The sequence below is a fragment of the Erythrobacter sp. SCSIO 43205 genome, assembly GCF_019904235.1.
Lineage (GTDB): Bacteria > Pseudomonadota > Alphaproteobacteria > Sphingomonadales > Sphingomonadaceae > Erythrobacter.
Genome location: NZ_CP063202.1, coordinates 2397649 through 2411079 on the forward strand (window position 1 = coordinate 2397649; position 13431 = coordinate 2411079).

Consider the following 13431-nt stretch of genomic DNA (forward strand, 5'->3'; position numbering starts at 1 on the left):
CGCCTAGGTGGGGGCAACGCCCCCGCCATGGGGTAGGCGGGCGCGGGCTCGCTGCATTCGCAGCAAGCCGGGGGATGCCACAGGTCCATTCGAGTACTCCGCTCATCCTGAGCTTGTCGAAGGATCGCACTTTACTTTTGCAAGGTAGGAAAGAAGAAAAACGGTCCTTCGGAGTCGAAGACTGCGTATAGCGCCACCGGCTCAGGACGAGCGAGTTTATTGTGGCTCTCGCCCCGCACTCCCCATCGCCTCATCGACTAGCCCTGAACGCATCATCCACCAGAATAGCGCTATCCCCGGAAGCGCCAACACGGTGGTCAGCAGGTAGAAGTTCACATAGCCAACACTCTCGATCAGCCCGCCTGCCGTGGTGCCTGTCAGCAAGCGCCCCACAACGCTCGCGCCTGCCGAGATCAGCGCATATTGCGCCGCCGTAAATCGCAAGTCGCAGAGCGCCGAAAAGTACGCGACTACGACCACACCACCATATCCGCTGGCGAAGTTTTCAAAGCCAATCGCACCCGCCATCCCCCAGTTCGAGTGTCCCACCACCGCCAGCCCCGCAAAGCTCAGATTGGACACCGCCATCAGCACAAGCGCGAGCATCACCGAGCGTTTGAGGCCGAGCTTTGTGTAGAGCACTCCGCCTACGAAAATCCCGATCATAAAGGCCCAGAAACCCACCCCCACATCGTAGATTGCGATCTCGTCATTGGTGTAGCCAAGGTCATCGAACAGCAGACGGAAGGTAAGGTTCGCGAGCGTATCGCCGATCTTGTGAACGAGGATGAAGGCGAGCACGAGCCACGCGCCGTACCTTCCCAGAAACTCGCGGAAAGGCCCCGCGATGGACTGCCACACATCAGCGACGCCCTTCTTGGCGATGGTAACGGTGCGCCTTGTGGGCTCGCCGATGATCAGCGCAGTCAGCATTGCAGGAAGCGCTAGGCACGCGCAGGCGAGATAGGCCGCCTCCCACCCCGCGCGCGCCGCAACGACCAGCGCAAGAGCGCCCGCCCCTGCCGCTCCTATGCGCCAGCCATATTGGCTCATGCCCGAACCCGTGCCGAGTTGATCGGGGCGCAGCGTCTCAATGCGATAGGCGTCGATTACAATGTCAAAAGTGGCGCCCGCTACGCCCACCAGCACGGCGGCAATGACAGTCGCAAACAAGCTCTCGCTGGGGTCTACCAGCGCAAGGTTCACTACGGCTGCAATAACCAGCGTGCCTGAGAACAGCATCCAAGAAACCCGCTGCCCCATGCGGCCAATGACGGGCAGGCGCACCCCGTCCACCACCCATGCCCAGAACACTTTGAAATTGTAGACGAGGAAGGCGAGCGTGAAAGCGGTCACCGTCGCCTTGTCGATCCCGTCTTGGGCAAGCCTTGTGGTGAGCGTTGCCCCGATCATTGCGTAGGGAAAGCCAGAGGAGACGCCGACAAAGAAGGCCGCGAGCGCCTCTTTCTCAAGGTAGGGAGCGATTGCTCCCCAAATCCCTCGCGCCTGTGTGGTCACTCCGCAGGCCGCGTCTTTGGCTCAGGCCCCACATCATCACTGCCCATTTTCGACTGGCGATACCATTCGGCGAGGCACAGGACCACCGCGACCAGTCCGATCAGCGTGGTGAGCACGAAAACATCGAAATAACCCTGCTCCTCGATCATCTCGCCCAAAGCTCCGCGCCCCAGCGTGCCGACCAGCAAGGTGAGCGAGGAGAGGAGCGCGTATTGCACCGCTGCATATTTCTTCGAAACGATGGAAGAAAGCCACGCGATATAGGCCGCGCCTGCAATGCCGATGGCAAGGTTTTCGAACATGATCGTGAAGGTAAGACGCGGCAGAGCGTCTGAGCCGAATGGCGCGAATGTGCTGATCAGCCAGGTAAAACCGACAAGGTCGCTCGCTGCCTGCATATTGGCCCCGCCCACCGCCATGTCGGCATAGAGGAGGTTGGTGAGCGCTGCGAGAAGCGCGCCCAAAGTCAGCGTCAGCATCCGTCCCAAAACGGTTAGCATATAGCCGCCCAGTGCAAGCCCAGCGATAATCGCGCCCACACCAAAGAACTTGGACGCGAACGCCACCTCGTCATTGGTGTAGTTCAATTCGCCCAGATAGAACGGATAGGCAAAGGTTCCCCAGATCGCATCGCAAATCCGATAGGTGAGGACCAGCGCGAGGATCAGAATAAGCGGCCAGCCGATACGCCCGACAAACTCCACCAGCGGCACCAAAAGCGCGCGGTAGAGGTGGTCAACAAAGCCCGAGGCGCGCTGAACGCTTTCGTCTTGCGCAATAACATCATGTCCGCTCGCTTTACGGCGGTGCAGCATCCCGGCGATCATGGCGGGTATAATGATTGTGGCGGCAATAATGAGCGGGCCCATCTTGGCTGTGAATTCGGTCGGGTCCGGGCGGCCACTTTCATTCAAAGGGAACATTCCAAGAAGCCAGTTGGGGTCGATTACAAAGGCTCCCAAATCCACCACCCCCATCATCGGCACAAAGCCACCAAGCGCGCGGACCATGAAGATACCGAGAATGAGCAGCGCCCAGCCCCACAGACCGACGACGATCCAAAGGAATTTCGCCCGAACATCGCTGCGCACCTCGCCCACTTGGTAAAGCTCTGCGAGTTCATCGTCGCTGGCCCCAATCGCGCTTGCGTGATCCCTCGCCGTATCGGGCGCAAAAAGTCCGGCGAACCCGACCACAAGAATCGCACCGCCGAAAAGGAGATAGGTTTCAGGCCAGCCGATGCGCGCGGCGATGATCAGGCCCAGTGCGCCCCCGAACAACGAAGCAAGGCGGTATCCCATCTGATAAATCGTCGAGAGCATATCGAGGGTCGCTTCCTCGTCGGCAACGTCAATCCGCCATGCGTTGATTGCAATGTCCTGCGTCGCGCTGGCGAGAGCGCCGATCCCTGCAAGAAGAGAAAACCAGCCAAGCTGCGTCTTGGGTTCAAGCAGCGATAGCGTCACCAGAATAACGCCCAAGATCAGCTGCATCGGCGCGATCCACTGCTTGCGTTTGCCAAGCGCGCGCAGGCCCGGAAGATCGATTTTGTCCACCAGAGGCGACCAGATGAATTGGAAAGCATACGCCAATCCGATGAGCGAGAAGACGCCCATCGTTTCAAGGTCCACTTCAGCCTCAGACAGCCAAGCGTAGAGCGTCCCCAAAAACAGAGCGAAAGGCAGACCGCTGGTGAACCCAAACAGCGCCATATAGGCCGATTTCTTGTTCTTGAGCGCGCGCAGCACTTCGCCGATGCCGGGTTTGCTTTTTTGCGCTTGAGGCTCTTCAGAGGTGGCAGCTTCGTTCACGTATTCGCTTATCCCTTTTGATTTGCGTCCAAGTGTGGGGCATAACGCGCTCAAGGGAAATAGGGAGAGGGCGATGAACGCCACAACAACGCAAGATTTGCCCAGTTTAAGGCCCACAGCGGGCCAACTCGCACTGGCGGAAAATATTCGCCAAGGCGTTGATAGCCGCGCGGTTGACGCAATCGGCACCGTCCCGGCCTGCCGCTACACTGATCCGGCGCACTTTGCACGTGAGAAAGCGGCACTGTTCGACCAACTGCCGCAAGTGCTCTCCCCTTCCGCTCTCCTTCCTGAACCGGGGATGGTGGTGCCGCATGATGATACGGGTAGGCCGCTGCTGATCACTCGTGACAATGAAGGGCGCGCGCACGTTTTTCTGAATGTTTGTCAGCATCGCGGTACGCGCCTTGTCGAAGGGCGCGAGGTTCAATGCGCAAAGCGCATGGTCTGTCCCTATCACGCTTGGACCTACAAACTTGATGGTAAGCTCCTCGCCCTCCCCCGGCCAGAAACCTTTCCCAATCTGGACAAGTCGGATCACGCACTTGTTGAACTGCCTAGCATCGAAATTGGCGGTCTTATCTGGTTCGCCCCGCAGGAGGGTGCTGACTTTGGCCATGCCAAAGCAATCAGCGAAGATTTCGACGCCTTTGGAATGGGAGAGTTGCACCTCTTCCGTCGCAAGACGCACGATGTGCGCGGCAATTGGAAGCTCATCATGGATGCCTTCCTCGAAAGTTATCATGTGACGCGCCTCCACGCGAACACCATCGGCCCCTTTTTCAAAGATGGTATTACCAGCGGTGACCAGATCGGGCCGCATATGCGCTCTGCCGTTGGACGTTTGGAGGAGATGGAGGGCGTAGACTTCACCGATATGGCCGCGATGCGCCGGGTCATTACCTTTGCCTATCAATTGTTTCCGGCAACTGTGATCGTTCCCAGCCCGGACTATGTAAACATCATGGTATTGATGCCCCAGGCGCACAATCACACTATCGTCGAAGATTTCATGCTCATCCCCGAAGAGCCGAAAACCGATAAGGCTCTCGACCATTGGGAGCGGTCCTGGAAGCTGCTTGATGGCGGCGTTTTTGCATCCGAAGACTTCCGCGCAGCAGAGCTTGGCCAGCAAGGTTTGGAAAGCGGCGCGATTAAGGAGCTCACCATGGGAACGCTTGAGAGCGGGATCGTGCGGTTTGATGCGATTGTGCAGGAGCATTTAAGCGCCTAAAGGGCGGACCATGCCCACAAACCCAAAGAAATCCGAGGATCGCCCCGAGGGCGACCGTATCGCCAAATTGCTCGCGCGGGCCGGTATCGCTTCGCGGCGCGAAATTGAGCGGATGATTGCGGACAAACGCATCACCCTTCATGGCAAGCCAGTTGAGACGCCTGCGACTTTCCTCAATGATTTGAAAGGCGTGAGCGTTGATGGAAAGCCCGTCGCAGGGCCAGAGCCCGCGCAACTGTTCGCCTTTAACAAGCCCACTGGCCTTATCACCGCCGAACGCGATCCAGCAGGGCGTGCGACGATCTACGCGGCGCTCACCAACGCTCTGCCCAAAGGCACACCGCGCCTCATGCCCATCGGGCGGCTCGACCTTAATACCGAGGGGCTATTGCTACTTACCAATGATGGCGGCCTAAAACGCACGATGGAATTGCCCTCCAGCGGCATCCCGCGCACCTACCGCGCCAGAGCTTTTGGCGAGGTTACCCAGGAACAGCTTGAGGCCCTTATTGAAGGGGTTGAAATCGACGGCATTCGCTATGGCTCAATCGACGCGAACCTTGACCATGGATCGGGCGGAAAAGGTCATAAAAATCACTGGATCGAAATTACCATTACCGAGGGCAAAAACCGCGAAGTGCGGCGCGTGCTCGAATATCTCGGCCTCAAGGTGAACCGCCTTATTCGCATTGGATACGGCCCGTTTGCACTTGGCGACCTGCCGCGTGGACAGGCAGTGCGTATTAAAAAGGGCGACCTTGATCGCTTTGTCGCGAGCCTTAAATCGCCCTCCTCAAACAGAGGTGGCGAGAGGAAGGAGCGCAAATAAATGCGTATTATCGCTGGCGAATGGCGGGGGCGAAAGCTTACCGCGCCAAAGGGCGATGCGACGCGCCCAACAGGCGACCGCACGCGCGAGACGCTTTTCTCTATGCTCACCAGCCGTTTGGGAAGCTTTGAGGATTTGCGCGTTGCCGACCTTTTTGCAGGGTCAGGCGCTTTGGGCATTGAGGCACTTTCACGCGGCGCTGCGCATTGTCTTTTTGTAGAGCAAGACCGTGACGCACTGGACGCGATCCGCGCCAATATTGCGACATTCGATGCGCGTGGCCGCAGCACAGTCGAAGCAGGCTCGGTCATGGGACTTCGCGCCGCGAAAGAACCGCTCGACCTCATCCTGCTCGACCCGCCCTATCACACTGGCGCAGGCGAAGTGGCGCTGGACCGTCTCTTGCGCCTCGGCTGGATTGGCGAGGCGACCTGGATCGCGCTTGAAACTGCCTTTGACGAAGAACCCGCGATAAAGGGGCTGGCCATCGAAACAAGCCGCAAGGTCGGCAAGGCGCGGCTTCATATTATGCAGCGCGCTGACTGACGCAAAGCGACAAATCACAAACGAAAAGGGCAGCGCAAACGGCTGCCCTTTTCTAAAATTCCGACGCGCGATTTTTACATCGAGCTTGCCGGTTGACCGGGCCAATAATCGAGCGGACGGTTGCCCCAGTTAAGGCCGGCTGCGCGCGGGTTAATACAGCCGTCCTGATCGTCATTCATGCAGACATCATAGACGGTGCCTTCTACGCGGACCTTGGTCGCTTTGCCCTTGGCATTGCGCTCTACAACGACTGGCGATTGCGCTTTGGTCGAGCCATCGGCTGATGAGAATTCGCTGTCACTTTTGTGGTCATCTGCCAAGGCGGTGCCACCGACGCCCAGCATGGCGATTGAAGCGGTAGTGATGAGCGTTGCTACAAGGTTTTTCATGATTAAGTCCTGTGCTTGTCCTTTTTCCGTTCCGTCCTTGCCCATGCTTATTCAGACCGGGCAGCGATCGTTCCAAATTTTTGCAGAACGGTCGATTTAGTCGGGGACGCAGGGCTTGTGAGGCTGTGCGCCCGGCCCCACATTCTGCAAGATTGCAATTCCAACATTTGTTCTATACTTGTTCCCCTGACTTATGACTTCACAGCTTCCCCAATCGGCCCCTTCTGGCGCGCGCGATGCCGCGACCGAAACTGGCGTCCCGCCTTATGCGGCGCGGCTCAACCCGCCGCAGCGTGAGGCTGTACTGACGACCGAAGGGCCGGTTTTGATGTTGGCGGGTGCTGGTACGGGGAAGACCGCGGCGCTGACTGCGCGCATGGCGCATTTGGTGGCAACACGGCGCGCCTGGCCAAGCCAGATTTTGTGCGTAACCTTCACCAATAAGGCCGCCCGCGAAATGCGCGAACGAGTAGCGGCTCACCTTGGCGCTCCGGGCGAAGGGTTGCCGTGGCTTGGCACCTTTCACTCGATCTGTGCCAAGATGCTACGCCGCCATGCCGAGCTTGTCGGCTTGCAAAGCAATTACACCATTATCGACACCGACGATCAGCTTCGGCTTTTGAAACAGCTCATCACCGAATCCGAGCTTGATGAAAAACGCTGGCCCGCACGGTCTTTGGCTGCACTGATCGACCGGTGGAAGAACCGCGGACTAAACCCGGCGGACCTCGATGCGGTTGAAAACGAAGCCTACGCCAATGGCAAGGGTGCGATGATGTACGGGCTGTACCAGGATCGTTTGAAGGCTCTGAACGCCTGCGATTTCGGCGATTTGATGTTGCATATGCTCAACATCTTCCGCAAGCACACCGATGTTCTTGCCGAATATCAGAGCCGCTTCAAATACATCATGGTGGACGAATATCAGGACACCAATGCGGTGCAGTATCTATGGCTGCGCCTGCTTGCTCAAGCACACAAAAACATCTGCGTGGTCGGCGATGATGATCAATCGATCTATTCATGGCGCGGTGCAGAAGTTGCCAATATCCTGCGGTTTGAAAAGGATTTTCCGGGCACTGCGGTCGTGCGTTTGGAGCAGAATTATCGTTCCACCCCGCAGATTTTAGGCGCGGCCTCTGGTTTGATCCAAGCGAACTCCGAACGCCACGACAAGACGCTGTGGACCCAAAGCAATGGCGGCGACAAGGTCAAGGTCATCGGCGTGTGGGACGGCCCCGAAGAAGCGCGGCGCGTGTCAGAAGAAATCGAAAGGCTTGAACGCGAAGGCGCGCCGCTGAACCAGGTCGCCATTCTCGTGCGCGCGCAATATCAAACGCGTGAGTTCGAAGACCGCTTCATTCAAGTCGGCATAAACTATCGCATTATCGGGGGCTTTCGCTTTTACGAACGCGCCGAAATTCGCGATGCGCTGGCTTATCTTCGCGTCATTGCCCAGCCTCAGGATGATCTGGCGTTTGAGCGGATTTACAACCAGCCCAAGCGCGGGCTTGGTTCAAAGACGCTGGAGAAGATGCACATTCACGCGCGGCAAGTGGGGCTTCCGCTTGCGGCAGCGTCCCTGCAACTTGCAGACAGCGATGAATTGCCCAAACGCGCAGCGAACACCATTGGCGCGCTCATGCGGCAATTCCTGAGCTGGCGTGAGGCAGCCGAAGTCACTTCGCCCGCTGACCTGCTTCGCCAGGTGCTCGATGAAAGCGGCTATAATGATATGCTTGCAAAGGACCGCTCTGCTGAAAGCGCCGGGCGGGCGGAAAACCTCTCGGAACTTGCGCGGGCGATGGAGGAGTATGAGAGCCTCGGCGACTTTCTCGAACACGTCAGCCTTGTCATGGACAACGACCGCTCAGACGAGGAAGAAACCGTCACAATCATGACAATCCATGCGGCAAAGGGATTGGAATTCGATCATGTGTTCTGCGTCGGGTGGGAAGAGGGCGTTTTCCCATCACAGCGGGCCATTGACGAGGGGGGTCTTGCCAGCCTCGAAGAGGAGCGCCGCCTCGCTTACGTTGCGATCACGCGGGCAAAGCGCAAATGCACGATCCTGCACGCCGCCAACCGCCGGATTTACGGCCAATGGACAAGCTCAATCCCCTCGCGCTTTATCGAGGAATTGCCGGAAGAGTTCATCGACCAGGAAACTACAATGAGCGGCGGCGCATCACTTTGGCGGGCCAATTGGAGCGAAAACGAAGACCCCTTTGCGCACGTTGCTGAGCAAAATCCGAGCCGTGCGCAGGCCAGAGGCCCCGGATGGCAGCGTGCAGTGTCCACTGGCTACGAAACCACGCCCAAGCGCCTCGCAGAACCGGGCCGCAGCGCCGCAAGTTTCGCCGCCGCGCCTCGTTCGGAAATCGCGATTGGCGCGATGGTCGAGCACGCGAAATTCGGTGTTGGCTGCGTGATCGATCAGGAAGGCAACAAGCTTACCATCCAGTTCGAAGAAGCGGGTGAAAAGCGGGTGATCGATAGTTTTGTGACGCCTGTCGCCTAGGCGCCCGTCACCGCAATCCAAACACTTGCAAAGAATGAAAGCCCGCCACACGTGCCGAAAGCGTGCCAGATCGGATAGCGGTAGAGCATCGCTTTGCGACGGTAGAAAAGCGTGCCCACCGTGTAGAAAATCCCGCCACTGGCAATCAGAGCGAGGCTTAACTTGGGCAGACCGGCGGTAAAATCAGGCAAAGCGACAAGGGCAAACCAGCCCATTCCAAGATAGGAATACAGCGACCAGTTGGAATCAGGATTGCCGCCTGCGAGTTTGAACACCGCGCCAATAAGCGCAAAGACCCACAACACACCGCCAATGGCAAAAGCGCTCCATGTTCCGCACACAATGAGCAGCGGGCTAAAAACACCCGCAATCACGACATAGATCGCGGCGTGATCCCAGCGGCGCAAATTTGCACGCCATTCGTGACGCGGCAGCAGATGGTAGGCAAACGAAATGCTGATCGAGAAAAGCGCTGCGAGAGCGTAAATCACGACCCCTGCAATCAGCAGGGCACTGCCGGATCTGGAAGCGGCCTCAACAAGAAGAGCGCTTGCCGGTGCGAGAAACGCAAGGCCGGCAGCATGGACGAGAAAATCCGCCTTGCGTTCAGGAGCGGTCTTGCTGGGAAACATCGCGAGAGCCCCAAACCAATGATGGCCTATGCGCCGAACCCAATATCCAGAAAGCCGGGTTTCGGACCGTTCCATTCACCCGCAGGTACGGGTTCATCATCCTCGTCCCGTTTATGACCGCGTGTTTTGCGATCTGGTTTGTCGTCAGACGATTTAGAGCGTTCGCGGCGCGGTTTCTTTGGCGCAGCGTCGTCATCATCGCGGGCGCGACTGCGCGAACGGGAGCGTTTTGGCTTTTCTTCCGCCGCCTCGCCTGCGCCATCATCATGGCGTTTGCTATCACTCTTGCCCGGTTCGGCAAGCTCAACGCGCACGTCTTCTTTGCCAAACACTTTGACCGGGCTTCCGGTCAGTTTTTCAACATTGGCAATGGCCTCTTCGTCCTCTTTGGAAACGAAGGTGAAGGCGCGGCCCTTCGCGCCTGCGCGGCCCGTGCGACCGATGCGGTGGACATAATCGTCCGGGTGCCAGGGCGTGTCGAAATTGAAGACGTGGGAGACACCTTTAATGTCGAGCCCCCGTGCAGCGACGTCGGATGCGACAAGAATGTTCACATCGCCCGATTTGAACCGCTCAAGCTCCTTCAGGCGCGAGTTCTGGTCCATGTCGCCGTGGATTTCGCCTGAAGCAAAGCCGTGGCGCTGGAGGCTCTTGTTAAGCTCACGCACGGTGGTCTTGCGATTGGCAAAGATGATCGCGGTTTCAACGTGGTCATTCCGCAGAAGCCAGCGCAAGGTTTCGCGCTTTTTGCGTTGATCGACCGGAATCTTGAAGGCAGTGATGTCCTTGTTCGTGGTCGCCGCGCGCGCTGTCTCGATCCGCTTGGGATTGTTGAGGAATTTCTTCGCAAGCTTCTCAATCGGAGGAGGCATGGTGGCCGAGAACAGCATCGTTTGCCGCGTATCGGGCAGCTTGTCGCAGATAAATTCAATGTCCGGGATGAAGCCCATGTCGAGCATCCGGTCGGCTTCGTCGATCACCAGAAGTTCGCATCCCGAAAGCAGAATTTTGCCCCGCTCGAACAGGTCCATCATCCGGCCCGGTGTCGCAATCAGAACATCCACGCCATCGTTCAGCGCCTTGATCTGATCGCCCATCTGCACGCCGCCGATAAGCAACGCCATCTTCAGATCGTGGTTTTTGCCGTACTTTTCGAAGTTCTCGGCAACCTGCGCGGCGAGCTCACGCGTGGGCTCAAGGATAAGCGAACGCGGCATCAGCGCGCGGCGGCGACCCGATGCCATGACATCAATCATGGGCAGCACGAAGCTTGCGGTTTTGCCCGTGCCCGTTTGCGCAATCCCGATGATGTCTTTCATCATAAGGATCGGCGGGATCGCCTCTGCCTGAATGGCGGTCGGCTCAGTATAGCCAGCCTCATCGACGGCTTTGAGCAGTTCAGGGGAAAGGCCGAGATCGGCAAATGTCATACGTTCGATAATGTCCGGATTAAGTGAAGCACGATAGCCCGTTTTACAGGGTGCCAAGTGCTGCGATGCACAATTGCCCCCTGCAAAGTTGCGCACCGCTTGGCCAAAAAGGGCTCTAAAGTCAAGAAATGCGCTCAGTGATGCCCCGCGCAAAATGGCGAGCGCGACGCTCGCTACTCGCTGACCGGTACAAGTCGGCGCATTCCAGCCACCTGGCATTTCGCTCCGCTGCGCGATTGCAGCTGGTCGCGTTTTACACAAAGGCGTCCGTCATCGTTGCGCTCAACATAGAAGCCGGAATAGAAATCGCGCGCCCGGCATCCGCGAGCAAGGTTGAGGCTGACGATGCGCTGATCATTCAGAAAAAGCAGCAAACGATTGCCATTGCCCGTCTGAACCCCGGCGATACCGGAGACGGGTACACAATTGTCCATCTTACGCTCTTCAAAAGTGGCCGGCAGACCCTGTCGCGGCAGCCTTGCAAGCAAGCTGTTGCGATTGCCCTGGCGGTAAGGCGAGATGCGGATAGTCACCCGGCGCTCAATCCGCACCTGATGGGCGGTGTTCGCATTATACAGCGCTTGCAAGGGGTTAGCGCCGCTCACTTCAGACGGGATCGCAAGCGGGAGAGCAGGAGCCACCGGATCGCTATGCGATGCAGAGCCGATGTCGGGCGAGACACATTGAGGAGCAGAAACCATCGGGACGCCGCGCACCTCGTCTGCATCAGACGCGCCGCTTCCAAGCCCCAAAGGCAATAAAAGCGCAAGCGTCGTCGCCAAGGCGAAACTGCTAGACATGAAGTCCCTTCTTCCCTCCGGTGAATTCAGCCAATTCCCACATTTGGCCCGGTCAGTATGCACGAATTAGCATGGATGATTGAACGCTGCCTTAATACTCTCACCCGCTTGGCAAAGCTCTGGCAAAGCTGCGCTCTTGTGTGGCATAGATACCTCAATGAACGCGATCTCACCCCCATTGAGTGCCTTTTGCGCAAAAGCCAGCGAATTGCTCGGGCCAAAAGGCTGGATGACTCAGGTCGAGGATCTGGAGCCTTGGCTTACCGATTGGCGCGGGCGTTATACCGGCAAAGCGCTTGGCCTTGCTTCGCCTGCCTCGACGCAGGAAGTGGCTGCATTAGTGAAGCTTTGCGCCGAACATGAAGTTCCCATTGTTCCTCAAGGTGGCAATAGCGGGATGGCCGGGGGCGCAACGCCCGATAAAAGCGGCACTTCAGTGCTTTTGTCGATGCGACGCATGAACGCCATCCGCTCGCTGGATGCCGCCGCTGGTCAAGCAGTGTGCGAGGCGGGCGTGATTTTGCAAACCTTCCAAGAGGCAGCTGAGGCAGCCGACCTTCGTTTCCCCCTCACCCTTGGCGGAAAAGGGTCCGCGACCATTGGCGGGCTGATTTCGACCAATGCGGGCGGTACTCAAGTACTGCGCCACGGGACCATGCGCGCTCAGGTTCTGGGGATTGAGGCGGTGCTCGCTGATGGCAGCATATTCAACGCCTTGACGGCCTTGAAAAAAGACAATCGCGGATTCGACTTAAAGCAGCTGCTCATCGGATCGGAAGGCACTTTGGGCATTGTGACGGCGGCGACCTTGCGCCTTCTTCCGGCGCCGCGAGCGCGCGCGACCGCCTGGGTGGGGCTGAGCGCCCTTCCCGATGCGCGCACGCTTCTTCGCCGGATTGACCGCGCTTTAGGAAACACTTTGGAAGGGTTCGAGATAGTCCCTCGACACTGTCTTGAAAGCGTCCTTGCCCACCTTCCCGATGCGCGCGCGCCCATGGATGATCATCATCCCTGGAACGCGTTGATAGAATGCGTCGCTATCGAAGGCGATGATGCGGCGCTGCGCGAAAAGCTGGAAGAGGCGTTGGCTGCCGCTGTTGAAGACGGTCTTGTGGCAGACGCGGTGATTGCGACCAATGAACGGCAAGCAGACGATTTTTGGACCCTGCGCGATTCCATCTCCGCCGCAGAACGCGCGCTCGGCCCTGCGATGCAGCACGACATCAGCGTTCCGGTTGAGAAAATGCCCGAATTCATCCTCGAAGCCTCTCCCCTGATCGAGGCGGAATTTGCAGGCACGCGCGCGGTGGCCTTTGGTCATCTGGGCGATGGCAATGTCCACTTCCACGTCCTCGCGCCACAGGACGCTGTTCCGGGTGAATGGGAAGAAGCGGAAGGGAAAAAGGTCAGCGCGCGGGTCTATGATCTGGTGAGCGCGTGGGGCGGCTCGATCAGTGCAGAGCACGGCATCGGACAGATGAAAGTCGCTGACCTGAAAAGGCTTGCCGATCCGGTAGCGCTTGATCTTATGGCGCGCGTTAAAGATGCGCTCGATCCAAAGGGGCTGCTTAATCCGGGCAAGCTTTTGGTAAAATAGCACGAGCATTTCGGCACACCGCTTGCGCCGCGCGGCAGGAGCGCCTAAAGCCCACGCGCATTTGACGGGTGGGGGTATTGCACGCTTTTCGCGAGGCCCGTCTCCCATATGAGATTAACCGGTT

11 protein-coding genes are annotated in these 13431 nt (G+C 58.2%); 5 read left to right on the forward strand and 6 right to left on the reverse strand.

The genetic code is table 11. The annotated features are described in order from the left end of the window. Positions 1 to 216 precede the first annotated feature (216 nt). Positions 217 to 1518 (reverse strand): MFS transporter, encoded by a 1302-nt coding sequence (locus INR77_RS11365; RefSeq protein WP_223071163.1) that lies wholly within the window; start codon positions 1516 to 1518, stop codon positions 217 to 219. Beyond that, on the reverse strand, positions 1515 to 3329 hold the full coding sequence (locus tag INR77_RS11370) for an MFS transporter (RefSeq protein WP_255573758.1): 1815 nt from the start codon (positions 3327 to 3329) through the stop codon (positions 1515 to 1517). The genes INR77_RS11365 and INR77_RS11370 overlap by 4 nt, the downstream gene beginning before the upstream one ends. A gap of 73 nt (positions 3330 to 3402) precedes the next feature. Between INR77_RS11370 and INR77_RS11375 the strand changes: the two genes are divergently transcribed. Genes INR77_RS11375 through rsmD form a run of 3 tightly spaced genes read left to right on the forward strand, consistent with a single transcriptional unit; the run spans position 3403 to position 5938 of the window. After that, positions 3403 to 4563 carry an aromatic ring-hydroxylating dioxygenase subunit alpha gene (locus tag INR77_RS11375; protein WP_223071164.1) on the forward strand — a complete coding sequence of 387 codons (1161 nt, stop codon included), beginning with the start codon at positions 3403 to 3405 and terminating at the stop codon, positions 4561 to 4563. A gap of 10 nt (positions 4564 to 4573) precedes the next feature. Continuing rightward, entirely contained in the window at positions 4574 to 5392 is an 819-nt protein-coding gene (locus tag INR77_RS11380; RefSeq protein ID WP_223071165.1) for a pseudouridine synthase, read from the forward strand. Next, positions 5393 to 5938 carry a 16S rRNA (guanine(966)-N(2))-methyltransferase RsmD gene (gene rsmD / locus INR77_RS11385; RefSeq protein ID WP_223071166.1) on the forward strand — a complete coding sequence of 182 codons (546 nt, stop codon included), beginning with the start codon at positions 5393 to 5395 and terminating at the stop codon, positions 5936 to 5938. A 74-nt stretch (positions 5939 to 6012) separates the two neighbouring features. Here rsmD and INR77_RS11390 read toward each other — a convergent pair whose 3' ends face one another. After that, entirely contained in the window at positions 6013 to 6327 is a 315-nt protein-coding gene (locus INR77_RS11390) for a hypothetical protein (RefSeq protein ID WP_223071167.1), read from the reverse strand. A gap of 193 nt (positions 6328 to 6520) precedes the next feature. Here INR77_RS11390 and INR77_RS11395 point away from each other — a divergent pair, with 193 nt between their 5' ends. After that, positions 6521 to 8848 carry an ATP-dependent helicase gene (locus tag INR77_RS11395; RefSeq protein WP_223071168.1) on the forward strand — a complete coding sequence of 776 codons (2328 nt, stop codon included), beginning with the start codon at positions 6521 to 6523 and terminating at the stop codon, positions 8846 to 8848. On the opposite strand, the gene INR77_RS11400 is transcribed toward INR77_RS11395, so the two are convergent. The 3 genes from INR77_RS11400 to INR77_RS11410 form a co-directional block, all read right to left on the reverse strand. Beyond that, positions 8845 to 9480 (reverse strand): hemolysin III family protein, encoded by a 636-nt coding sequence (locus tag INR77_RS11400; RefSeq protein WP_223071169.1) that lies wholly within the window; start codon positions 9478 to 9480, stop codon positions 8845 to 8847. The genes INR77_RS11395 and INR77_RS11400 overlap by 4 nt on opposite strands. A 26-nt stretch (positions 9481 to 9506) precedes the next feature. Continuing rightward, positions 9507 to 10910, reverse strand: coding sequence for a DEAD/DEAH box helicase (locus INR77_RS11405; RefSeq protein WP_223073539.1), 1404 nt, complete (start codon positions 10908 to 10910; stop codon positions 9507 to 9509). A gap of 173 nt (positions 10911 to 11083) precedes the next feature. Continuing rightward, positions 11084 to 11710 (reverse strand): hypothetical protein, encoded by a 627-nt coding sequence (locus INR77_RS11410; protein ID WP_223071170.1) that lies wholly within the window; start codon positions 11708 to 11710, stop codon positions 11084 to 11086. Positions 11711 to 11867: 157 nt separating this feature from the next. On the opposite strand from INR77_RS11410, the gene INR77_RS11415 reads away from it, so the two are divergent. Further along, entirely contained in the window at positions 11868 to 13307 is a 1440-nt protein-coding gene (locus tag INR77_RS11415; RefSeq protein WP_223071171.1) for an FAD-binding oxidoreductase, read from the forward strand. Positions 13308 to 13431: the final 124 nt, after the last annotated feature.